Source organism: Salmonella sp. 3C (genome assembly GCF_025426275.1).
GTDB lineage: Bacteria > Pseudomonadota > Gammaproteobacteria > Enterobacterales > Enterobacteriaceae > Salmonella > Salmonella enterica.
Genome location: NZ_CP104858.1, coordinates 1,628,389 through 1,650,955, shown reverse-complemented (window position 1 = coordinate 1,650,955; position 22,567 = coordinate 1,628,389). Strand labels below are relative to the sequence as shown.

The window sequence follows — 22,567 nt, the reverse complement described above, 5'->3', positions numbered from 1 at the left end:
GGAACAGACTATGAAAATTAGCGACGGAAACTGGCTGATCCAGCCTGGCCTTAATTTGATTCACCCGGTTCAGGTGTTCGACGTTGAACAGCACGGGAATGAGATGGTGATCTATGCCGCGCCGCGTGATGTCCGCGAACGAACCTGGCAACTGGATACCCCGTTGTTTACCCTGCGCTTTTTCTCGCCGCAGGAAGGAGTGATAGGTGTACGGATGGAACACTTCCAGGGCGCTTTGGATAACGGCCCACATTATCCGCTCAATGTCTTGCAAGATATCAACGTGGAGATGCAGAACAACGCCGAATTTGCCGAACTCAAGAGCGGCAGCCTGAGCGTGCGCGTCACCAAAGGCGAGATCTGGTCTCTGGATTTTCTGCGCAACGGTGTACGTATCACCGGTAGCCAGTTGAAGAATAACGGCTATGTGCAGGATACCAACAGCGGGCGCAACTACATGTTCGAGCGTCTGGATCTCGGCGTGGGCGAAACCGTCTACGGGCTGGGCGAGCGCTTTACCGCGCTGGTGCGTAACGGTCAGACGGTGGAGACCTGGAACCGCGACGGCGGCACCAGCACCGAGCAATCGTACAAGAATATCCCGTTCTATATCACCAACCGTGGCTACGGTGTGCTGGTGAATCATCCGCAGTGCGTGTCGTTTGAAATTGGCTCCGAGAAAGTCTCCAAAGTTCAGTTCAGCGTCGAGAGCGAGTATCTGGAATACTTCGTCATCGACGGCCCGACCCCGAAAGACGTGCTGAACCGCTATACCCAATTTACGGGTCGTCCGGCGCTGCCGCCCGCCTGGTCGTTTGGCCTGTGGCTGACCACCTCATTCACCACCAACTACGACGAAGCGACCGTTAACAGTTTTATCGACGGTATGGCCGAGCGCAATCTGCCGCTGCACGTCTTCCACTTCGACTGTTTCTGGATGAAAGCTTTTCAGTGGTGCGATTTTGAATGGGACCCGGTGACTTTCCCCGATCCGAAAGGGATGATTCGCCGCCTGAAAGCGAAAGGGCTGAAAGTCTGCGTGTGGATTAACCCCTACATCGGCCAGAAATCCCCGGTCTTCCAGGAGTTGAAAGAGAAAGGATATTTGCTAAAACGCCCGGACGGCTCCTTGTGGCAGTGGGATAAATGGCAGCCGGGACTGGCGATTTACGACTTCACCAACCCGCAAGCCTGCGAATGGTATGCCGACAAGCTGAAGGGCCTGGTGGAGATGGGAGTGGACTGCTTCAAAACTGACTTCGGCGAACGCATTCCAACGGATGTGCAGTGGTTTGATGGTTCAGATCCACAGAAAATGCACAACCATTATGCCTACATCTACAACGAATTGGTGTGGAACGTGCTGAAAGAGACCGTCGGCGTTGAAGAGGCGGTGCTGTTCGCCCGTTCCGCCTCGGTGGGCGCGCAACAGTTCCCGGTGCACTGGGGCGGCGACTGCTACGCCAACTACGAATCGATGGCGGAAAGCCTGCGCGGCGGGCTGTCCATCGGCCTGTCAGGGTTTGGCTTCTGGAGTCATGATATTGGCGGATTCGAGAATACCGCGCCGGCGCATGTCTACAAGCGGTGGTGCGCATTCGGCTTGCTCTCCAGCCACAGCCGCCTGCACGGTAGCAAATCCTACCGGGTTCCGTGGGCCTATGACGACGAGTCCTGTGACGTGGTGCGCTTCTTCACTGAACAGAAGTGCCGGATGATGCCGTATCTGTATCGGGAAGCGGCGCGTGCCAACGAAGCCGGTACGCCAATGATGCGGGCGATGATGCTGGAGTTCCCGGACGATCCGGCGTGTGATTATCTTGATCGCCAGTACATGCTGGGAGATGCGGTCATGGTAGCGCCGGTATTTAGTGAAGCGGGCGACGTGGAGTTCTACCTGCCAGAAGGCCGCTGGACGCACCTGTGGCGCAACGATGAAGTGCAGGGCAGTCGCTGGCATAAACAGCAGCATGACTTCCTGAGCCTGCCAGTGTATGTGCGTGACAATACACTACTGGCGCTGGGCAACAATAGCCAGAAGCCCGATTACGCCTGGCATGAGGGTACGGCCTTCCAGTTATTCCATCTGGATGACGGCTGCGAAGCGGTCTGCGAAGTCCCTGCTACGGATGGTTCGACAATCTTTACGCTGCAGGCGAAACGCACAGGCAATACCATTACGGTGAGCGGCGAAGGCGAGGCGCGCAACTGGACGCTGTGTCTGCGTAATATTACGCAGATTAGCGGTACCAAATGCGGCTCATATGCGGGAAGTGAACTGGGCGTAGTGGTTACCCCGCTGGGAAATGAAGTGGTGATTACGCTTTAAATCTGAATCGCCGGATGGCGCCGTGAGCTGCGCTTATCCGGCCTACAAATGAGCAAGAACCGTAAGCCCGGTAAGCGCCATCGCCACCGGGCAAGCCCTCAATTACAGCGCTGGCTCCGTTGACGTAACTTCACCGCCGGACACCACGCCCGCTTGCATCGTCTGTGTTATCTGCTGCTTTTGTGCGTTGACCGCGTGTAATTGCCCGTTTACCGTCGGTTTCAACGGCGCATCGGCCTGAATATTGCCGCTGGCCGTGAGCTGAATATTGCCATCGCCAGCAATCGGTAATGCCGGCCAGCCCCACTGCTGTAGCACATCCATTGGTACGCCGCGTCCGTTCAGGCTGATTTGCGTCTGACGCTGCGGCAGTTGCGATACGCTGGCAGTGGCTTCCAGCATCCCTTTTCCAGTAAACGCGCTCAGATCGCTGATGTTGACCGTGCTGGCATTAGCCGTCAACGACAGCGACGGGCGGCGCACGTCCACACGGTTAAAGGTTGCCGCTGCGGCGTTGAGAGTCGCATTGCCGCTCCAGACGCCCCATTGATGATGTTGTACCAGCTCCAGGTTTGCGCCGTAGCCGTCTAGGGCGGTGATTTGCCACGGGAAGGCCGGGTCGATATCGATCACCAGATTGCGGCTGGCGCTGAATTTTTTCAGCGTCAGGCTGTTCAACCAGTCGGGCAGCGGCTTCATCCATAACTGCTTCCAGTTTTCCGGCAGCGTATACTCCAGCCCGGCGATAGCGGTATCGTCCAGAATAAGCGCTTTGCCTTCGCGTAACCAGGCGCCGGAGGTTCTGACCATACCGCCTTCCCAGCGGGTGGTGAACTGGCGTAGCGCAACGCCCTGTGGTGAAAATTCGGCGTTCAGGATTGGATCGAGCAAGTGCAGCGAGCCGTAAATAAACTCGCTGGCGTTCATCGATAATTTACCTTCCTGACTTTGCCAGTCTTCTTTGCGCAGAGTCAGATTGCGCAAACTCAGGTCAAGATCGGTGACAGCCCAGTCTGGTCCTTGCAGGCTGGAGTCCGTCACTTCAAGACGACCAATCTGCAAAGATGGAACCGTAGTAAGCGGCGCGAAAAACTCGCTCAGGGATTTATCGCTTTGTAACCGAATATCATTCAGCCGCAGATTTTCAACGACCCAACTACCGTCAGCGTTACGCCGGGCGACGCCGGTTAACGCTCCGCGCGCCATATCGGCGCCGACGGTGTTTAACATCACCTGATCATGGTCGATACTGCCTTCAATAAGCACATTAGTGGCGGGAACGTCGTTTAACGTCAGCGAACCGGCGCTCAGTTGGATCTGGGCTTTATTGCCCAATACCCGACCGGCTTCGGGGTGCCATGGCATAACGCCGCCGTTAACGCGCTGGGCGCTCAACCGCCATTCGCTACCGGGACTATTGAGCGCCATATTGCGAAGTTGCAGGCGGTCGGCCTCAAACGGGAAAGGGGCAGTTTGCACTGAAATATTCAGCGTGCCGTCCTGTAACAGAATCGTGTCGACATGCAGCGGCGCGGTTAACTGGCGAATGCTCAGACCGATATCTACGGTTTTCGCGACCAGGGTAGCAGGCTGACCATCACGACCAAAGGTCACATTCTCCAGTAAAAGATGGGATGGGGCGGAAAAACGATGATCCATCACGTCGAATGTGAGGTGATAACCGCTGTTCTCTGATACCCAGTTGCTGACATGATCTGCGCCCCAGCGCGTTTGCAGCAGAAAATAAAAGCCGAAAATCACCACTAAACAGGCGATCAGCACGTAGAGAAGCAACCTCCCAATCAATTTCATGGTCTTCCATCCCGTGAAATGCACATAGGGGATTTATGCACGATTTGCGTGCAATCCTCAAGACAGGAATGGTGAAAGAGCGTTACAGCAGCGGCGAATCGTGTCGCCGCCGCAGGGTTTTTACGGTTTTTCCGGCGGGAGAATCAGGTTCAGCACGATAGCCGTGATGCCGCCAGCGGCAATTCCGGATGAGAGCAGATTTTTCACCCATTCCGGCGCGAACTGCAGGATCTGCGGCTGTTGCGAGACGCCAAGACCCACGGCCAGCGACAGGGCGATAATCAGAATCGCGCGGCGGTTCAGCGGCTCACGCGAGACAATACGCACCCCGGAGGCGGCAATGGTGCCGAACATCACCAACGTGGCGCCGCCGAGCACCGGTTCCGGGATATGCTGCACAAAACCGCTTACCGCCGGGAACAGGCCGAGTACAATCAGCATCAGCGCGACAACAAATCCCACATAGCGACTGGCGACGCCAGTCAACTGAATTACGCCGTTGTTCTGACCGAAACAGGAATTCGGGAACGTATTAAATACCGCTGAAACAAATGAGTTCAGGCCGTTAGCCAGTACGCCGCCCTTTAGCCGTTTCATGTACAAGGGGCCGGATACCGGCTGCTCGGAGACATCAGAGGTGGCGGTGATGTCTCCGATGGTCTCCAGCGACGTAATCATAAAGACCAGCATCAACGGCAGTAACAGGTTCCAGTCAATGCCCAGACCATAATACAGCGGGGTCGGCACCATCAGGATGTCCTGCGAGACCGGCGCGTTATTCTCAGGCAACATGCCCATAAACCAGGCCAAAAGATAGCCTGCCGCCATGGCAATAACCAAAGAAGCCACGCGCAGGTAGGGATTACGTTGCCGATTCAGCAGGATGATAATGGCCAGGACGACGCCGGCCAGTAACAGGTTTTTCGGTGCGCCAAAGGTGTTGTCGCTCATGGCGGCATAGCCGCCGCCGATGGAAGTTAGCCCCACCTGAATCAGCGACAGGCCAATAATCATCACCACGACGCCGGAGACTAACGGCGTGATAATCCGGCGCGCCAGATGTAGAATGCGAGAAAGCACCATCTCGGTGCAGCTTGCCAGCATCAGCGTGCCGAACAGCGCCGCCATCATCGTCGGGACGTCCGCGCCGCCGGTTTTCAGCGCGGTACCGCCCATAATCAGCGGGGCGACAAAGTTAAAACTGGTTCCCTGGATGGATAACAGCCCCGATCCTACCGGCCCCCACGCTTTGATTTGAATAATAGAGGCTACGCCGGAGGCGAACAGCGACATGCTGATAATGTGCTGCGTATCCTGCGCCGGTAAACCCAACGCCTGGCAGATTAACAGCGCTGGCGTGATTACCGCGACAAACATGGCCAGCAGATGCTGACAAGCGGCAAAAAGGGTTTGAGGGAGCGGCGGGCGATCTTCAAGACGGTAAATTAATTCGCTGTTTTGCGTCTGCGCAACCGGTTGCGCATCTGCCGGCTCGATGGCGTTAACGGACATCAGGGACATTCTCGTGGTGGAAAAGCGGTGATTTTATCTGACCAGGTGGTAAAAGCAAACGATTGCGAGCGAATATTCTTAATATTTAAAAAAGATAAATGCACCTTTTTATATAACTTTTTGCCTTTTTCTGCTTAAAATCCATGCCGAAGACTCGCAAAGAGCTAAAAAACTGACTCAGGAAATGATTTGTGCGCACATGTCACAGCGCACTACAGGAGCTTTAAATGTTTGAACTCGATACCTTATCGACCCTTGTCGCCGCCACGCTGGTGCTGCTACTGGGTCGCAAGCTGGTCCAGTCTGTCTCCTTACTGAAGAAATATACGATTCCGGAACCGGTGGCGGGGGGGGTTACTGGTCGCGGTTGCTCTGCTTGTGCTGAAAAAAAGCGTCGGTTGGGAGGTCAACTTTGATATGACCCTGCGCGATCCGTTGATGCTGGCGTTTTTCGCGACGATCGGCCTTAACGCTAACCTTGCCAGCCTGCGCAAGGGGGGACGCGTTGTTGGCGTCTTCCTGGTCGTCGTGGTCGGATTACTGCTGATGCAGAATGCCATCGGTATCGGCATGGCTAGTTTGCTGGGGCTGGACCCGTTAATGGGGCTGATTGCCGGGTCAATTACGCTGTCCGGCGGACACGGTACCGGCGCGGCGTGGAGTAAACTGTTTGTCGAACGTTATGGTTTTGCCAATGCCACCGAAGTTGCGATGGCATGTGCAACCTTTGGCCTTGTGCTGGGCGGGTTGATTGGCGGCCCGGTAGCGCGTTATCTGGTGAAACACTCCACCACGCCGGATGGAATGCCTGACGATCAGGCCGTGCCGACAGCCTTTGAAAAGCCGGATGTGGGCCGTATGATCACCTCTCTGGTGCTAATCGAAACCATCGCCCTGATTGCTATCTGTTTGACCGTGGGCAAAATCGTAGCGCAGCTACTGGCGGGAACGGTGCTTGAACTGCCGGTCTTCGTTTGTGTGCTATTTGTTGGGGTGATCCTCAGCAATGGCCTGGCGCTGGTGGGTTTTTATCGCGTATTTGAGCGTGCTGTTTCGGTACTGGGGAACGTGAGTTTGTCACTGTTCCTGGCAATGGCGCTGATGAGCCTGAAGCTGTGGGAACTGGCGTCACTGGCGCTGCCGATGCTGGCGATTCTGGTGGTACAGACCATCTTCATGGCGCTGTACGCGATCTTCGTCACCTGGCGCATGATGGGGAAAAACTACGATGCGGCGGTGCTGGCGGCGGGTCACTGCGGTTTTGGCCTTGGCGCAACGCCGACCGCCATTGCTAATATGCAGGCGATTACCGACCGTTTTGGCCCCTCGCATATGGCGTTCCTGGTGGTGCCGATGGTCGGCGCGTTCTTTATCGATATCGTCAATGCGCTGGTGATTAAGCTGTACCTGATGTTACCGATTTTCGCGCAATAAGGGTTTGTACGGCGGCATTAAAGCCGCCGTGCTCACTAGGCGTTGGAATAACGTTCGGTTTCCGGCATCCAGCGCTCAATCAGCGCTTGTGCCTGCTGCGGATAACGTTCGTGAATATGACGGGCAATACGCTGAACTTCGGGAATCATGGCTTGATCACGCAGCAAATCAGCTACTTTAAATTCGGCGTTACCCGTCTGGCGCGTGCCCAGTAATTCCCCCGGGCCGCGAATCTCTAAATCTTTTTGTGCAATCACAAAGCCGTCGTTGCTGTCGCGCAATACCTGTAAACGCTTCTGCGCCGTTTTCGACAGCGGCGATTTATAGAGCAGCACGCAGTGCGATGCGACCGCGCCACGGCCAACGCGCCCTCTGAGCTGGTGTAACTGCGCCAGGCCCAGTCGCTCCGGGTTTTCAATAATCATCAGGCTGGCGTTAGGAACATCGACCCCCACCTCAATCACCGTAGTGGCGACCAGCAGATGCAGTTCGCCCTGCTTAAAGGCCTGCATCACCGCCTGTTTTTCGGCGGGCTTCATGCGGCCGTGTACCAGGCCGATATTCAACTCCGGTAACGCCAGCTTGAGCTCCTCCCAGGTGGCTTCCGCTGCCTGCGCTTCCAGCAGGTCTGACTCTTCAATCAGCGTACAGACCCAGTAGGCCTGACGGCCTTCGGTTGTGCAGGCGTTGCGCACACGATCAATGATTTCATGGCGACGGGTATCCGGAATCGCAACGGTAGTGACAGGGGTACGGCCCGGCGGTAGCTCGTCAATCACCGAGGTATCGAGATCGGCGTAGGCAGTCATCGCCAGGGTGCGCGGAATGGGCGTTGCGGTCATAATCAACTGATGCGGATGAAAGCCCTGCTGCTGGCCTTTTTCCCACAATGCCAGCCGCTGGTGGACGCCAAAGCGGTGCTGCTCATCGATAATAACCAGCGCCAGCCCGTTAAACTGCACCTGTTCCTGGAAGATAGCGTGGGTGCCGACAATCATCTGCACCTGACCGCTGGCAATAGCCTCTTGCTGCGCCTGACGCGCTTTACCTTTTTGCTTACCGGCCAGCCAACCCACTTCAACGCCCAACGGTTCGAACCAGTTGCGGAAATTATTTGCGTGCTGTTCAGCCAGCAGTTCGGTCGGCGCCATCAACGCCACCTGCTTACCGTGGGCAATAGCGCGCAAGGCGGCAAGCGCCGCAACCAGCGTTTTCCCTGAGCCGACGTCGCCCTGAACCAGACGCATCATCGGCACATCCAGCGCCATATCACGTTCGATCTCTGCTACCACCCGCGCCTGTGCGCTGGTGGGTTTAAACGGCAACGACGCCAGCAGCTTGTCTTTCAATATGTTGTTGGTACTTAGCGGCTGCGCGTGATAGCGCTGCGCGCCTGCGCGAAGTGCTAGCATACTGAGATTATGCGCCAGTAGCTCTTCAAGAATAAGCCGCCGCTGCGCCGGGTGTTTGCCGGTTTCTAAATCGGCGAGTTGGAGCGTCGGCGGCGGGCGATGCAAGGTACGTAGCGCCTCCGGCAGGCTCATCATACCCTGCGCCAGTTCCGGCGGCAGTAGTTCGGCAATGGCGCAGGTGTCGAGCAACTCCAGCGCCTGATCGGTAAGCTTGCGCAGTGTCGCTTGCTTCACGCCCTCGGTGGTCGGATAGACGGGGGTGAGCGTTTCCTGAAGTTCCGGCGTGCTGAGATCGCCCTGCAGGCGATATTCCGGATGGATCATCTCTGCGCCATACTTGCCGCGCTTCGCTTCCCCGTAGGCCAGCACACGTCGTCCCGTCGCCAGGCTGTTTTTCATCGCTGCGTTAAAATTGAAAAAGCGCATGGTAAGAATGCCGGAACCGTCGCTAATCTGGCAGGTCATCATCCGACGACCGCCGAAAGTGATATTGCAGTTCAGCACTTCGCCTTCAACGGTGGCGTAGATGCCAGGCAGCAGTTCGCCAATGGGGTAGAGATGGGTGCGGTCTTCGTAACGCAGAGGGAGGTGGAGCAGGAGGTCCTGCACGGTGTGCAGGCCAATTTTCGCCAGTTTACTGCTTTGCGCTGCGCCGACGCCTGTCAGGGAATTGAGCGGAACAGCGTCTAACAAGCGGCCTGACATGGTGATTACCCTGCCGCCTGCATCGTCGCCCACCAGTCAGCATCGGCGTCTATTTCGCCCTGCTGATTGACGCGAGGATAAGGCAGACCTTTACGTTTAGCGACTTTCGCCAGCACCGGATAACCACCCTCAAACAGCAGGCGCTGCTGTTCATCTTCCGGCAACATGCTATTTTCACGCAGATACATGCCCGCGTTCTGACGCTGGCGCTGGGCTTCATAAAGAATGAGCGCGGAGGCGACGGAAACGTTCAGCGACTGTACCATGCCGATCATCGGAATGATGATGTCCCGATCCGCCAGGGCTAATGCTTCCTGAGTAATACCGGTTTTCTCCTGACCCATCAGAATACAGGTCGGGCGCGTGTAATCAATCTCGCGAAAGTCTACGGCTTTATCAGAAAGATGGGTTGCCAGAATCTGCATTCCCCGTCCTTTCAAATGGGCTACCGCATCGCCAATGGTACGGTGAGTTTTCACCTGTACCCAACTGTTGCTGCCCGCCGCCGCGGAAGCCATGGTGCGCATCCGGCTACCTGGCCAGATAGCATGGACTTCATGGACGCCAACGGCATCTGCGGTACGAATGATTGCAGAAACGTTATGAGGTTTGTGGACTTGCTCCATGCAGACCGTGAGATCAGGCTGACGCCTGGCGAGCATTTCGCATATACGCGCATAACGTTTTGGATTCATAGCGCTAGTTTCGGTTACGGGTGACTTTAATAACGTCTGGCATCACGCGGATTTTGCGCATGATATTCGCCAGATGTACGCGATCGCGTGCGGTAAGGCGAATAAAGGTACTATAGACGCGACCATCTTTCTCTTCAGTATTCAGGCTTTGAATATTGGAGGTGGTGGTATTAATCGCCGCCGTCAGGTTAGCCAGCGCGCCCTGATGGTTAAACATTTCCACCTTGATTTCGGTAATGAATTCCTGCTCCGTCTCTTTGTCCCATTCGACCGCCATAAATTTCTCTGGCTCTTTCTGGTATCCACGGATATTACGGCAGGATTCGTGGTGGATCACCAGTCCTTTACCTGGGCTTACGTGAGCGATGATCGGGTCGCCTGGGATCGGACGACAACACTTCGCAAAGGTGATAAGCACGCCATCCGCGCCTTTAATCGGCAGGTGGCCGTGATTCGATTGCGCAACGGTCGGCACCACGGCTTCGCCTTGCTGCAGATTTTTCGCGACCACTACGCTCATCGCGTTGCCGAGACCGATTTCCGCCAGCAGATCGTCAAGCGTTGCCAGCTTCATACGATCCAATTCGCGCTGAATATTTTCCTGCGGAATTTCCGCCAGCTTACGACTGCCGCCTAAAGCATGGTTAAGCAGACGACGGCCCAGGCTTACGGAGTCATCACGTTTGAGGTTTTTCAGCAACTGACGAATTTTAGCGCGCGCTTTAGAGCTGACGACAAAGTTCAGCCAGGCGGCGTTGGGACGCGCGCCCGGCGCGGTAATAATTTCGACGGTCTGACCGCTGCTAAGCGGCTGCGACAGCGGATAAGGCTGGCGGTCGACACGCGCGCCGACGCAGGCGTGGCCGATGTCGGTATGCACTGCATAGGCAAAATCCACCGGCGTAGCGCCAGCGGGCAGTTCGACAATGCGCCCTTCCGGGGTGAAAACGTAAATCTCATCCGGGAAGAGATCGGATTTTACGCTTTCGATAAATTCAAACGAACTACCGGCGCTCTGTTGTAGCTCCAGCAGGCTCTGCATCCAGCGCTGGGCGCGGATCTGCGCCGTGGTGCTGGTCTCACCGTGTTCTTTATACGCCCAGTGTGCCGCGACCCCCATTTCCGCCATCTGATCCATATCTTCGGTACGGATCTGGACTTCAACAGGAACGCCGTGCGGGCCGATCATCGAGGTGTGCAAAGACTGATAGCCGTTCGCTTTGGGAATGGCTATATAGTCTTTCACCCGTCCCGGACGCGGCTTATAGAGACTGTGCATCTGGCCGAGTACGCGATAGCAGGTATCGGAGTCATGAACGATCACGCGAAACGCGTAAATGTCCATGATCGAGTGAAAACGCTGCTCTTTGAGCACCATTTTACAGTAGATCGAGTAAAGATGTTTTTCGCGACCGCTAACGCGACACGGAATTCCCGCCTCTTGCAAGCGTCCTTCGATTTCAGAGAGGATTTTTTGGATCATCTCTTTACGGTTGCCGCGCGCCGCTTTTACCACTTCTTTAATGACGCGGTAACGATTGGGATACAGCGCTTCAAAACCCAGCTCTTCCAGCTCGGTTTTAATGTGATGAATACCTAAACGGTGCGCCAGAGGACTGTAGATTTCCAGCGTTTCACGGGCAATACGACGACGTTTATCCGGGCGTAACGAGCCCAGCGTGCGCATGTTATGGGTACGGTCAGCAAGCTTAATGAGAATGACGCGGATATCCTGCACCATCGCCATAATCATTTTGCGAAAGTTTTCGGCCTGCGCCTCTTTCTTATCGCGGAACTTGAGCTTATCAAGTTTCGACACCCCCTCTACCAGCTCGGCAACGCTTTTACCGAAAAGCTGTTCCATGTCCTGATAGGTGGCGGGGGTATCTTCAATCACGTCATGCAGCAGAGCGGCCATCAGCGTTTCGTAGTCGAGTTTCATCTCGGCCAGAATACAGGCCACCGCTACCGGGTGCGTGATATAGGGTTCACCGCTTGAACGTGTCTGGCCCTCGTGAGCGTCACGTGCAACGAGATACGCCTGCCGAAGACGCTTAATCTGGTCTTCCGGCAGGTAGGTTTGAATCAGTTGATTCAGGCTTTCAAACAGATACAAGGGCGACCCGCTTTGTGATTAACGACGACCTTCAGCAATAGCGGTAACGGCTTGTAATTCAGCGGCTTCCTGCTCTTGCTGTTCCTGGCGCTCGCGGACGTCGAGGATCTGGTTGTTAATCAGACCTTCTTCGATTTCGCGCAGCGCGATAACGGTAGTTTTATCGTTTTCTTCCGGTACCAGCGGATCCTTTCCGCCTACCTGCATCTGACGAGCGCGACGCGCGGCGACCAGTACCAGGTCAAAACGGTTACCAATTTTCTCTACAGCGTCCTGAACAGTTACGCGTGCCATACTTAAAATGCTCCACAGGTGAAGAAATGACTGGGCATGATACTGAAAGTGGGTTCAGTCTGCCAACAATTTGCTGATTAAAGCGTCATGACGCTGCTTTTGGCGGCTCATACGCAGACGTTCAGCGCGAATGATGGTTTTCAAGTCGCTTAACGCGGTATCAAAGTCGTCATTCACAATAAGATAATCATATTCGGCGTAATGGCTCATTTCTGCAACCGCTTGCGCCATTCGTTTGGCAATGACTTCTTCGCTATCTTGCCCGCGGCCGCGTAAACGGCGATCCAATTCGATCTTTGATGGCGGCAAAATAAAAATGCTGCGTGCTTGCGGCATCTTTTCGCGAATTTGCTGGGCGCCCTGCCAGTCGATATCCAGAAAAACATCAACGCCGGTTGCCAGCACTTGCTCAATGGTTTCGCGCGAAGTGCCGTAGTAATTGCCAAACACTTCCGCGTGCTCCAGAAACGCCTCCCTGCCAATCATGGTTTTAAACTCATCATGATTTACAAAGAAATAGTGCTCACCGTGCACTTCACCCGGACGCGGCGCGCGCGTGGTATGTGAAACGGAAACCTGAGTGTCATACAACGGTTGGGTTTTTAATAAAGCCTGAATCAGGCTGGATTTACCCGCGCCACTGGGGGCAGAAACAATATAAAGCGTACCTTGAGCCATGAGTATCTTACGTCTGTGATTATCGAAATAGAGCCTTGATACGGGCTTATTATACACATCGCCGTTATGCGACGTAGTCTTTGTCACACTTTTTGCGCCAGATTATTGCATTTTGCGTCCCTTTTTCCGCTTTTATCGCGTCGTTGCAGCAACCCACCAAAAAATCTGGAAAGCGGCTCGGATGATGCATTTTTACCTGTCGGTTTTTATTCACTAAAGCGCTATACCTGCCGGGCAATGTGCGCAGGAGGTCGTGATGAGATTATGGAAAAGTATGGCGTGGGGAATTTTATTGTGGCATTCGCAGAGTGGGGCGCTTTGCCCGGCCTGGCCGCCAGCAAGGGCCGCTGAAGAAATCACCCGTTTACAGCAACAGCTCGCTGACTGGAATGACATCTACTGGAAACAAGGTGTTAGCGCGGTTGACGATAGTGTGTACGACCAGCTCAGCGCAAGGCTGGTTCAGTGGCAACGCTGTGTTGGTCAGGATGTTTCATCTACTCCGGTTTCACCGCCGTTAAACGGTACAACAATGCACCCTGTTGCGCACACGGGCGTACGTAAACTCGCGGACCGACAGGCGGTAGAACAGTGGATGCGCGGGCGCAGCGAGCTTTGGGTACAGCCAAAAGTGGATGGCGTAGCGGTAACACTGGTTTATCAAAACGGTAAACTGACCAGGGCCATTAGCCGGGGTAACGGACTACAAGGCGAGGACTGGACGCCAAAAATTCGCCTGATCCCCTCTATACCGCAGACAACACAAGGCGCGCTAGCTAACGCGGTGTTGCAGGGCGAAATCTTTCTACAGCGCGAGGGGCATATCCAGCAACGGATGGGCGGGATGAATGCGCGCTCGAAAGCCGCAGGAATGTTAATGCGCCAGGATAACGCCTCCGCGCTAAATTCGTTGGGTATTTTTATTTGGGCGTGGCCGGACGGTCCGGCAAATATGCCCGAAAGATTAAGCCAACTTGCTAAGGCTGGATTCAGTCTGACGAAGAAATATTCTCTGGCGGTAAAAGATGCCAGCGAGGTCGAGCGGGCGCGCCAGTCATGGCTGACGTCAGCATTACCCTTTGTGACGGATGGCGTAGTGATACGCATGGCTAAAGAACCCGCGTCACAATACTGGCGACCCGGGCAGGGCGACTGGCTGGCAGCATGGAAATATCCGCCAGTAGCGCAGGTCGCGCAAGTGAGCGCTATTCAGTTCTCGGTGGGGAAAAGCGGCAAAATTACCGTAGTAGCGTCGCTTGTCCCCGTTATATTGGATGATAAGCGGGTTCAGCGGGTCAATATCGGTTCTGTGAAGCGTTGGGAAGCGTGGGATATCGCGCCGGGCGATCAGATCCTGGTGAGTCTGGCGGGGCAAGGCATTCCCCGGCTTGATGAGGTCGTCTGGCGGAGTCGTGAGCGGAGTAAGCCTGTACCGCCTGATAGCCATTTCAACTCGCTGACCTGCTTTTACGCGTCGGAAACGTGTCAGGAACAGTTTATCTCCAGGCTGGTATGGCTGGGGTCACGGTCGGCGTTGGGTCTGGACGGAATGGGCGAAGCCAGCTGGCGGGCCTTGCATCAGACGCATCGCTTTGAGCATATCTTCTCCTGGCTTGCCCTGACGTCAGCACAAATAGCCAACACGCCAGGCTTTGCTAAAGGAAAAAGCGAGCAGATATGGCGGCAATTTAACCTGGCGCGCCGGCAGCCGTTTACCCGCTGGATCATGGCGATGGATATCCCCTTAACGCAGGCCGCATTACAGGCCAGCGGCGATCGCTCATGGGAGCAGTTATTAATGCGAACAGAGCAACACTGGCGGCAGTTGCCAGCGACGGGCGAGCGCCGTGCCGGGAGAGTTATCGACTGGCGGGATAATCCGCAGATCAAAACGCTGAGCAGATGGCTGGCTGCTCAGCATATTCCCGGATTTGGGTCTTAGTGCCCTTCATGGCGGTAATAAAATACCGGCAGGCCAAGTTTAAGACGTAGCGCTAATAACCTTGCTGTAAAGCCAAACAGTAGCGTAGAGATAACGACGACATCCGGATTCATGACGTAATGTTGCAGCGCAATATAGAGCACCGCCGAGGCGAACGAAATGCCGGCATATAGCTCTTTTTGAAACACCAGTGGAATGCGTTTGCAGAACATATCGCGGAGCACGCCGCCAAAGACGCCGGTAGTGACGGCGGCTACCACGGCGATAATTGGCCCTTCGCCCATATCAAGGGCTATCTGAGCGCCAATAATAGAGAAAACCACCAACCCCAGCGCGTCAAGTACCAGGAAAAGCTTGCGTAAATAGGGCATGACGGGGGCAACAATGGTGGTCAATACAGCGGCAGTCGCCACAATAATGACATATTCGGGATGCTTCACCCAACCCAGCGGATAGTGACCGAGCAGAATGTCGCGAACCGAGCCTCCACCAATGGCGGTGGCGGTAGCAATAATAATTACGCCGAATGTATCCATGCGACGACGACCCGCAGCGAGTGCGCCCGTCATGGCCTCGGCAGTGATGCCAATTAAATAAAGAACGTGCAACAGCATGATTTCCCCCTAATTTACTGGGGGCGAAGATTAACGATTTGTGCGCTGTATCACGATTGAGATTTTCTAAGGCATTACACGATTAATAAATTTTAGTAATGATTTTAAATTTATAATTAATAATTATTTATTATAAATATCAATAAATTGAACATCATTTTTGTGGTTTATTGTATGCGAGATTTTTCTGTTTTAACTTAGATAATTTAAAAGAACGGCGCCCTGGACGCGCCGCCGGTGAGTTATTTCATTATGGCTGCTGTGCGGTAAGTTGTGTGATGAAGCGCTGGCGCGAGCGTTCCACATACTGTTGCAAGCCATTGGAATCAAAGAATGCCTGTGTATCGCCGTTGCGAAGTTGCTGTCGTTTCTCCAGTAGCCCGAAGCGGTCACCTTTGTTGGCAATAAAGATATCAACATGCTGGGCGGCCAGTGTCTTAAAGCTGCTCTGAATATCAGTAACCAGGTCAGGGTAATTTTTGTTGTTAATCAGCAGATAGTCGGGCGTGGCGAGACTATCTGCGTAAATTAGCGTCTTGCCGTTGCGGAGCGTTACGCGCCAGGAAGTTGAGCCGGGCAGATGTCCAGGCGTGAATAGTGCTGTCACGGTTATCCCTCCGAGGCTGATGCTTTCCTGGTTGTGGATAATTTTATCGGTGGTGACGGGCGGAGAGGGGAGCGCATCGCCAAGCGCAAAATCCTCTCGTCCACCCCTCGCCATCTGATCGGCGTTGGGTTGGCTGGCGACCAATTGTGCGCCGCTCCACGCTTTCAAACGTGCCATGCCCCCCGCTTGATCCAGCCGCGCATGGCTGTTCAACAGATAGCGCACGTCTGTGAGGCGGAATCCTGCCGCTTCAATATTCGCTTTAATTTGCGGTGCGCTTTCATCCAACCCCGCATCAATAAGAATATGCCCTGCCGGAGTGGTCAGCAGAATAGAAGAGAGATTTTTCGTGCCGACATACCACACGCCTTCTGTGATTTGAAACGGCTTTATAGGCTTAGCCCACGCTTTAAACAGTGATAACGGAGGCGCGGGTGATAACGGTTGTGAAGGATCTAATGCCGCCATGGCAGGAAGTGCTGATGTTGAAAATATACATACAAAGAATAATGCATAGCGATTCATAATGTTCTCCTGATTGAAGCGCCCGCAGTATACCTGGCAGTAATTTAGCCAGGTTCAATAAGAGAGACGTTTAATGAACTTGCTGCAAATGGATATGAACCTGTTAAAAGTACTGTATGTGCTGCTGGAGACGAGCTCTACGGGGAAAACGGCGCAAAAGCTGGCTTTGTCGCCTTCTGCGGTAAGTCATGCGTTAATGAGATTGCGCGATGCGCTAAACGACCCGTTGTTTCGACGGGAAGGGAACCGCCAGATTGCTACGCCTTATGCGCAGGCGCTGCGTGACAAATTGGCGCCTGTGTTTGTTTCGCTTAATGAGGAGCTGTTTGGCGATAAAGAGAACGGCTCCCGTTGTTTCCGGGTGGTACTTCCTCCCGCATTGAACGCGCTGCTTACGCCCGTTCTCGCAGAGAAAGGTCATCTTCATCAGGCGGTGATCGAGTGCCTTCCTTTTGCCCGCCGACCCTGGCGTGATGAACTGTTGGATAGCTCGGTTGATTTGGTGCTGGCAATTGGCGACCATCAAAAGCAGGTCAGCGCTCTGCATTACGAGCGGGTGGGGACGACGCGTTTGATCGCGGTTTATGGCGCGCCATTGCGTTCACGTCTGGAGAATGCCGCAGCGTTGAATTTTGTTGATCTGCAGCATTATCAACACATTTACTGTTTGCCGTGGACAAAAGAGAACAACGAACTGGACAGGCAGCAGGCTCGTGCCGGGTTTGAACGTCCGCTGGCGTTTGTTTGTCATGATTACAGTCAACTTGCGCCTGCTGTCCAGTCGGCGCCGCTAATGGCGATTGTACCGTGCCCCTGGTATGAAAATTTATCCGATAAGCGCGGTCTTTTTGTCCTGCCGCTTGCCGGGGAGCAGGCGGAAGGCGCTATTTTTATGCAGTATCGGGCTTCAACGGTAGAGTGGAAGCGGCGCCTTATCGACGCTATTCGCCGGAAATTAAAAACGTACTACCGATAAACGCGAGAGCCCGCATAAGGCGGGCTCTGTGACATATTGAGCGCCAGAATTATTCAATATTCTGGATTTGCTCGCGCATTTGCTCGATCAACACTTTTAATTCAATAGCGGAGTTAGTTACATCAGCGTTGATGGATTTGGAGGCCAGGGTGTTCGACTCACGGTTAAATTCTTGCATCATGAAGTCCAGACGGCGACCTACCGCCTCTTTTTTCTTCAGAATGTTGTAAGTCTCTTTGATGTGCGCTTCCAGACGATCCAGCTCTTCCGCCACATCAATGCGTTGCGCCATCATCACCAGCTCTTGCTCCAGACGGTTGTTTTCCAACTGAACCTGAGCATCTTCCAGCTTCGCGACCAGGCGCTCACGCTGCCATTGCAGGATTTCCGGCATATGCGCGCGGACTTTCGCTACTTCGGCGCTGACGCCTTCCAGCCGTTGTTCAATCAGCGCTTTCAGCGCCTGGCCTTCCGTTTCGCGCGCGACGATAAAGTCATCCAGCGTACCGTCCAGTGCGGCTAAAATTTCTGCGGCAATCGCGTCCAGATCCTGCTCTTGCGCCGCCATGACACCTGGCCAGCGCAAAATATCAACCGGATTGATTTCCCCTTCGTCGCTCTGCATTTTGACCCAGTTTGCGGCGCTAACTAATTGTTTCGCGAGCTTTTCATTCAGAATAAGCTCGCCTTGCGCGCTGGCATCGGGTTCAAAACGCAGCATACATTCGACTTTGCCGCGCGTCAGGCGTGTACGAATGCGTTCGCGCACGACGGGTTCAAGACTACGGAACTGTTCCGGCAGACGAAAGTAAGTTTCCAGATAACGCTGGTTTACCGAGCGCATTTCCCAGGTCGCGCTACCCCATTCACCCTTGATTTCACGCCGGGCGTAGGCGGTCATACTGCGGATCATAGATGTTCCCGTTTTTAAAGGAGAGATGAGGGGATTATAGCTATCCATGCCTTGTCAGGATAGGAATAACCATCGGAAGTCCGTATAATGCGCAGCCACATTCGTTTTAAGCCGGAGATCTCAATATGCGTCCAGCAGGCCGTAGCGCTAATCAGGTGCGTCCCGTAACCCTGACCCGTAACTATACAAAACACGCTGAAGGCTCGGTACTGGTCGAATTTGGAGATACCAAAGTGTTGTGCACCGCCTCCATTGAAGAAGGCGTCCCACGTTTTCTGAAAGGACAAGGCCAGGGGTGGATCACCGCAGAGTATGGCATGTTGCCTCGCGCTACCCATACCCGTAATGCGCGTGAAGCAGCAAAGGGTAAGCAGGGGGGCCGTACTATGGAAATTCAGCGTTTGATCGCGCGTGCGCTGCGTGCGGCGGTCGATCTGAAAACGCTCGGCGAATTTACCATTACGCTGGACTGCGATGTAATCCAGGCCGATGGCGGTACGCGTACAGCGTCTATTACCGGTGCCTGCGTGGCGTTGGCGGATGCGCTGAATAAATTGGTTGCCAACGGTAAGCTGAAAACCAATCCGATGAAAGGCATGGTGGCGGCGGTTTCCGTAGGCATCGTTAACGGCGAAGCGATCTGCGATCTGGAATATGTTGAAGATTCCGCCGCAGAAACCGACATGAACGTCGTGATGACTGAAGACGGCCGCATTATTGAAGTACAGGGTACCGCGGAAGGCGAGCCGTTCAGCCATGAAGAACTTCTCACTTTGTTGGCGCTGGCCCGAGGGGGAATTGAATCCATTGTGGCGACGCAGAAGGCGGCGTTAGAAAATTGATTTTAAGGCGACTGAAAAGTCGCCTTTTTTTTGTCCGTAAATTTCGTAAATGATGAAAGTAAGAAAAGGAGCGAATCCATGAAACCGTATCAGCGCCAGTTTATTGAGTTTGCGCTTAACAAGCAGGTACTAAAGTTTGGCGAGTTTACGCTGAAATCCGGGCGCAAAAGCCCCTATTTCTTCAACGCCGGGCTGTTTAATACCGGGCGCGACCTGGCGTTGTTAGGCCGTTTTTATGCCGAAGCGCTGGTGGATTCCGGTATTGAATTTGATCTGCTGTTTGGCCCCGCGTACAAAGGTATTCCGATCGCGACGACGACGGCGGTTGCGCTGGCGGAACATCACGATAAAGACCTGCCGTACTGCTTTAACCGCAAAGAGGCAAAAGATCATGGCGAAGGCGGGAGTCTGGTGGGCAGCGCGCTACAGGGCCGCGTGATGCTGGTGGATGACGTGATTACCGCAGGTACGGCGATTCGCGAGTCGATGGAGATTATTCAGGCGCACGGGGCTACGCTGGCTGGCGTACTGATTTCGCTGGATCGTCAGGAACGTGGCCGCGGCGAGATTTCCGCGATTCAGGAAGTGGAGCGCGACTATGGTTGTAAGGTTATCTCCATCATTACGCTGAAAGACCTGATTGCCTATCTGGAAGAAAAACCTGATATGGCTGAGCATCTGGCGGCTGTGCGAGCATACCGGGAAGAATTTGGCGTGTAAGCGAATTGCCCGGTGGCGCTTTACCGGGCTTATGTTTCTGTCGCCTGGATAAGGCGTGAGCCACTATCCAGTCAGCGTTACTGTAGCTGAGCGGCAATGAGCGGCCAGCGGGCGTCGAAATCGTCCGTTGGGCGGTATTTAAATTCGCTACGCACGAACCGTGAAAGCATACCTTCACAGAAGGCTAACAGCTGGCTTGCCAGCAGATTTTCATCCGTCGTGTAGCCTTCGCCTTCACGCATTCTTTTTTCTCGTAGCACCTGGCGGAGCTGCGCTTCGATGCGTTCAAAAAGCTGATTAATGCGCCCCTGCAGGCGATCCTGTTCAAACATCAGCGCGTGCCCGGTAAGAATGCGCGTCAGGCCAGGGTTGCGTTCGCCAAAACCCAGAATCAGCAACATAATCAGGCGCAAACGCGTGCTGGTGTTTTTTTCATCTTTTAAAATCAGATTGATACGGGTAATCAGACTATCTTCGATAAACTCAATCAGGCTATCGAACATGCGGGTCTTGCTGGGAAAATGGCGGTATAGCGCCGCTTCGGAAACGCCGACCGAGGCCGCCAGTTTTGCCGTCGTGATGCGTTGGCTTCCATCGCTGGATTCAAGCATCAGCGCCAGTGACTGAAGTATTTCTTCGCGACGATTCCTTTTCGCAGTTTGTTTTTCTGCCATGTTACAAAATACCCCTGAAAATAAGCACTTGCCAGGCGAGCACCCACGCTATAACCGCAAACTCAGCGCTTGCGGCAGTATTATGACGTTATGGGGATGCGTAAAATTTACTTACGGCCAGAATGACCGAAGCCGCCCTCGCCACGTTCGGTGGCGTCAAATGCTTCCACCAGATTAAATTCGGCCTGAACGACCGGAACAAACACCATTTGCGCGATACGTTCGCCCGGTTCAATGGTAAAACTGTCCTGACCACGGTTCCAGATCGAAACCATCAGTTGCCCCTGATAATCGGAATCAATCAGCCCGACCAGGTTGCCCAGCACGATACCATGTTTATGGCCCAGGCCCGAACGCGGCAACATGACTGCCGCCAGTGATGGATCGGCGATATGAATGGCCAGTCCGGTAGGTACCAACGTCGTTGCGCCAGGCGCCAGTTCTACGGCGTCGTCGAGACAGGCGCGCAGGTCAAGCCCGGCAGAACCAGAAGTAGCATAAGTCGGCAGCGGAAACTGCTGACCAACACGCGGGTCCAGAATCTTAACGTCGATTTTTTTCATCATAACGGGTCACGATCTCGTCGAGTAATAATTGGCCCAGGAGTTCTTTCCGCTCAAGCGGTAAGACTTTATCTCCATCCTGCCAGAAAAGGTGTAAAGCGTTTTTATCGCTATTAAATCCCTGATTTGAAAGAGAAACATCATTTGCACAAATCAGGTCAAGGTTCTTACGGATACGTTTTTGCCGGGCGTATTCTTCCACATTATTCGTTTCCGCGGCAAACCCAACAACGTAGGGGCGATTGTCACTGAGTGCGGCCACCCCGGCGACAATGTCCGGGTTTTTGACCATTTTTATTATTAATTCATCACTTTGCGCCGCCTGTTTTTTGATTTTTTCACTGGCAATAGTCTCTGCGCGATAGTCAGCCACGGCGGCGCAGCTAATGAAAATATGCTGCTGTTGAACGGCGGCCTGAACAGCGGCTTCCATGTCCAGCGCGGTTATGACATCAACCCGTTTTACAAAAGGCGGCGTCGGTAACGAAACGGGACCGGAGACCAGCGTGACATTTGCGCCGCGACGCGCGGCGGCCGCCGCAATAGCGAAGCCCATTTTACCGGAGCTGTGGTTGGAAATATAACGCACCGGGTCGAGCGGTTCGCGCGTCGGGCCTGCCGTAATCATGATATTAATATGTCGCAAATCGTTGACGGCAGCGATTTGCGCGGCGGCCTTATCAACGATAACTAATGGGTCCAGCATTCGGCCTGGGCCTACGTCGCCGCACGCCTGACTGCCGCTATCCGGCCCCCAAATGAACAGGCCGCGAGAGGCGAGCACCTCCAGATTATGTTGCGTGGCGGCAGCGCGGTACATCTGTTGGTTCATGGCCGGAAGCACGGCCACCGGGGCTGGCGTCGCCAGGCAGATGGTGGAGACTAAATCATTAGCCATACCCGATGCTACACGGGCGATCAGATCGGCGGTCGCGGGAGCAAGAATCACCAGGTCGGCCCATTTCCCCAACTCGATATGCCCCATCGCGGCTTCGGCGGCAGGGTCAAGCAGACTGTCGGATACGGGATAGCCCGACACTGCCTGTAAGCTCAGGGGGGTAATAAAGGCTTTTGCCGCCTCGGTCATTGCCACGCGCACGTCAGCGCCGCGCTCACGTAAACGGCGCACCAGCTCCGGCGTTTTATACGCAGCGATACCGCCGCTAACGCCGAGAACAATTTTTTTACCGGCCAGGCTCATCAT

At 54.4% G+C, this 22,567-nt stretch carries 18 protein-coding genes and 1 pseudogene; 6 read left to right on the top strand and 13 right to left on the bottom strand.

Annotated elements, in window-relative coordinates; translation table 11 throughout:
• Positions 1–10: 10 nt before the first annotated feature.
• Positions 11–2,329, top strand: a complete 2,319-nt coding sequence (gene yicI / locus N7E69_RS07835; RefSeq protein WP_000702990.1) for an alpha-xylosidase — start codon at positions 11–13, stop codon at positions 2,327–2,329.
• Between the two features lie 102 nt (positions 2,330–2,431).
• Here yicI and N7E69_RS07830 read toward each other — a convergent pair whose 3' ends face one another.
• Together N7E69_RS07830 and xanP are read right to left on the bottom strand one after the other, a co-directional pair.
• Positions 2,432–4,141, bottom strand: a complete 1,710-nt coding sequence (locus N7E69_RS07830; protein WP_000766659.1) for an AsmA family protein — start codon at positions 4,139–4,141, stop codon at positions 2,432–2,434.
• 120 nt (positions 4,142–4,261) lie between these two features.
• Positions 4,262–5,653, bottom strand: coding sequence for a xanthine/proton symporter XanP (xanP, locus tag N7E69_RS07825; protein WP_000115428.1), 1,392 nt, complete (start codon positions 5,651–5,653; stop codon positions 4,262–4,264).
• A gap of 227 nt (positions 5,654–5,880) precedes the next feature.
• Between xanP and gltS the strand changes: the two are divergent.
• Positions 5,881–7,087 (top strand): annotated as a pseudogene (gltS, locus tag N7E69_RS07820) (sodium/glutamate symporter).
• A gap of 35 nt (positions 7,088–7,122) precedes the next feature.
• Here the strand turns inward: gltS and recG are convergent.
• From recG to gmk, 5 genes are read right to left on the bottom strand one after another with little or no spacing between them, the layout of a single operon-like run.
• Positions 7,123–9,204: an ATP-dependent DNA helicase RecG gene (gene recG, locus N7E69_RS07815; protein ID WP_000016748.1), complete on the bottom strand. Its 2,082-nt coding sequence runs from the start codon at positions 9,202–9,204 to the stop codon at positions 7,123–7,125.
• A gap of 5 nt (positions 9,205–9,209) precedes the next feature.
• Positions 9,210–9,899, bottom strand: a complete 690-nt coding sequence (trmH, locus tag N7E69_RS07810) for a tRNA (guanosine(18)-2'-O)-methyltransferase TrmH (RefSeq protein ID WP_001068433.1) — start codon at positions 9,897–9,899, stop codon at positions 9,210–9,212.
• A gap of 4 nt (positions 9,900–9,903) precedes the next feature.
• On the bottom strand, positions 9,904–12,015 hold the full coding sequence (gene spoT / locus N7E69_RS07805) for a bifunctional GTP diphosphokinase/guanosine-3',5'-bis pyrophosphate 3'-pyrophosphohydrolase (RefSeq protein ID WP_000280481.1): 2,112 nt from the start codon (positions 12,013–12,015) through the stop codon (positions 9,904–9,906).
• Between the two features lie 18 nt (positions 12,016–12,033).
• Positions 12,034–12,309 carry a DNA-directed RNA polymerase subunit omega gene (gene rpoZ, locus N7E69_RS07800; RefSeq protein WP_000135058.1) on the bottom strand — a complete coding sequence of 92 codons (276 nt, stop codon included), beginning with the start codon at positions 12,307–12,309 and terminating at the stop codon, positions 12,034–12,036.
• A gap of 54 nt (positions 12,310–12,363) precedes the next feature.
• Positions 12,364–12,987: a guanylate kinase gene (gmk, locus tag N7E69_RS07795; RefSeq protein WP_000046966.1), complete on the bottom strand. Its 624-nt coding sequence runs from the start codon at positions 12,985–12,987 to the stop codon at positions 12,364–12,366.
• 256 nt (positions 12,988–13,243) lie between these two features.
• Here gmk and ligB point away from each other — a divergent pair, with 256 nt between their 5' ends.
• Positions 13,244–14,929, top strand: coding sequence for an NAD-dependent DNA ligase LigB (ligB, locus tag N7E69_RS07790; RefSeq protein ID WP_001241843.1), 1,686 nt, complete (start codon positions 13,244–13,246; stop codon positions 14,927–14,929).
• Here ligB and N7E69_RS07785 read toward each other — a convergent pair.
• Complete coding sequence (locus N7E69_RS07785; protein WP_000924334.1) at positions 14,926–15,543, bottom strand: trimeric intracellular cation channel family protein; 618 nt, start codon at positions 15,541–15,543, stop codon at positions 14,926–14,928. The two genes, ligB and N7E69_RS07785, sit on opposite strands and share 4 nt — an antisense overlap.
• Before the next feature lie 250 nt (positions 15,544–15,793).
• The gene (locus tag N7E69_RS07780) at positions 15,794–16,675 is read right to left on the bottom strand and encodes an HARLDQ motif MBL-fold protein (protein ID WP_001082965.1); all 882 of its coding nucleotides are present in this window, start codon (positions 16,673–16,675) and stop codon (positions 15,794–15,796) included.
• A 73-nt stretch (positions 16,676–16,748) separates the two neighbouring features.
• On the opposite strand from N7E69_RS07780, the gene N7E69_RS07775 reads away from it, so the two are divergent.
• Complete coding sequence (locus N7E69_RS07775) at positions 16,749–17,651, top strand: LysR family transcriptional regulator (RefSeq protein WP_001050864.1); 903 nt, start codon at positions 16,749–16,751, stop codon at positions 17,649–17,651.
• 49 nt (positions 17,652–17,700) lie between these two features.
• On the opposite strand, the gene N7E69_RS07770 is transcribed toward N7E69_RS07775, so the two are convergent.
• Positions 17,701–18,564, bottom strand: coding sequence for a YicC/YloC family endoribonuclease (locus N7E69_RS07770; protein WP_000621351.1), 864 nt, complete (start codon positions 18,562–18,564; stop codon positions 17,701–17,703).
• Between the two features lie 125 nt (positions 18,565–18,689).
• Between N7E69_RS07770 and rph the strand changes: the two genes are divergently transcribed.
• A complete protein-coding gene (rph, locus tag N7E69_RS07765; RefSeq protein WP_001247078.1) occupies positions 18,690–19,406 on the top strand; it encodes a ribonuclease PH in 717 nt (238 codons plus the stop codon).
• 78 nt (positions 19,407–19,484) lie between these two features.
• Entirely contained in the window at positions 19,485–20,126 is a 642-nt protein-coding gene (gene pyrE, locus N7E69_RS07760) for an orotate phosphoribosyltransferase (protein ID WP_000806167.1), read from the top strand.
• 77 nt (positions 20,127–20,203) lie between these two features.
• Here the strand turns inward: pyrE and slmA are convergent, their stop codons facing one another.
• From slmA to coaBC, 3 genes are all read right to left on the bottom strand, one after another.
• The gene (gene slmA, locus N7E69_RS07755; protein WP_000818606.1) at positions 20,204–20,800 is read right to left on the bottom strand and encodes a nucleoid occlusion factor SlmA; all 597 of its coding nucleotides are present in this window, start codon (positions 20,798–20,800) and stop codon (positions 20,204–20,206) included.
• 107 nt (positions 20,801–20,907) lie between these two features.
• Entirely contained in the window at positions 20,908–21,366 is a 459-nt protein-coding gene (gene dut, locus N7E69_RS07750; protein WP_000976078.1) for a dUTP diphosphatase, read from the bottom strand.
• Positions 21,344–22,564 (bottom strand): bifunctional phosphopantothenoylcysteine decarboxylase/phosphopantothenate--cysteine ligase CoaBC, encoded by a 1,221-nt coding sequence (coaBC, locus tag N7E69_RS07745; RefSeq protein WP_000050177.1) that lies wholly within the window; start codon positions 22,562–22,564, stop codon positions 21,344–21,346. The genes dut and coaBC overlap by 23 nt, the downstream gene beginning before the upstream one ends.
• Between the last annotated feature and the right edge of the window lie 3 nt (positions 22,565–22,567).

Excerpts from the sequence above, each read along its gene's own strand:
- slmA (WP_000818606.1), bottom strand. The coding sequence starts at position 20,800 with ATGGCAGAAAAACAAACTGCGAAAAGGAATCGTCGCGAAGAAATACTT.
- dut (WP_000976078.1), bottom strand. The coding sequence starts at position 21,366 with ATGATGAAAAAAATCGACGTTAAGATTCTGGACCCGCGTGTTGGTCAG.
- pyrE (WP_000806167.1), top strand. The coding sequence starts at position 19,485 with ATGAAACCGTATCAGCGCCAGTTTATTGAGTTTGCGCTTAACAAGCAG.
- N7E69_RS07780 (WP_001082965.1), bottom strand. The coding sequence starts at position 16,675 with ATGAATCGCTATGCATTATTCTTTGTATGTATATTTTCAACATCAGCA.
- yicI (WP_000702990.1), top strand. The coding sequence starts at position 11 with ATGAAAATTAGCGACGGAAACTGGCTGATCCAGCCTGGCCTTAATTTG.
- gmk (WP_000046966.1), bottom strand. The coding sequence starts at position 12,987 with ATGGCTCAAGGTACGCTTTATATTGTTTCTGCCCCCAGTGGCGCGGGT.
- ligB (WP_001241843.1), top strand. The coding sequence starts at position 13,244 with ATGAGATTATGGAAAAGTATGGCGTGGGGAATTTTATTGTGGCATTCG.
- N7E69_RS07785 (WP_000924334.1), bottom strand. The coding sequence starts at position 15,543 with ATGCTGTTGCACGTTCTTTATTTAATTGGCATCACTGCCGAGGCCATG.
- N7E69_RS07830 (WP_000766659.1), bottom strand. The coding sequence starts at position 4,141 with ATGAAATTGATTGGGAGGTTGCTTCTCTACGTGCTGATCGCCTGTTTA.
- recG (WP_000016748.1), bottom strand. The coding sequence starts at position 9,204 with ATGTCAGGCCGCTTGTTAGACGCTGTTCCGCTCAATTCCCTGACAGGC.
- xanP (WP_000115428.1), bottom strand. The coding sequence starts at position 5,653 with ATGTCCGTTAACGCCATCGAGCCGGCAGATGCGCAACCGGTTGCGCAG.
- N7E69_RS07770 (WP_000621351.1), bottom strand. The coding sequence starts at position 18,564 with ATGATCCGCAGTATGACCGCCTACGCCCGGCGTGAAATCAAGGGTGAA.
- coaBC (WP_000050177.1), bottom strand. The coding sequence starts at position 22,564 with ATGAGCCTGGCCGGTAAAAAAATTGTTCTCGGCGTTAGCGGCGGTATC.
- N7E69_RS07775 (WP_001050864.1), top strand. The coding sequence starts at position 16,749 with ATGAACTTGCTGCAAATGGATATGAACCTGTTAAAAGTACTGTATGTG.
- rpoZ (WP_000135058.1), bottom strand. The coding sequence starts at position 12,309 with ATGGCACGCGTAACTGTTCAGGACGCTGTAGAGAAAATTGGTAACCGT.
- trmH (WP_001068433.1), bottom strand. The coding sequence starts at position 9,899 with ATGAATCCAAAACGTTATGCGCGTATATGCGAAATGCTCGCCAGGCGT.
- rph (WP_001247078.1), top strand. The coding sequence starts at position 18,690 with ATGCGTCCAGCAGGCCGTAGCGCTAATCAGGTGCGTCCCGTAACCCTG.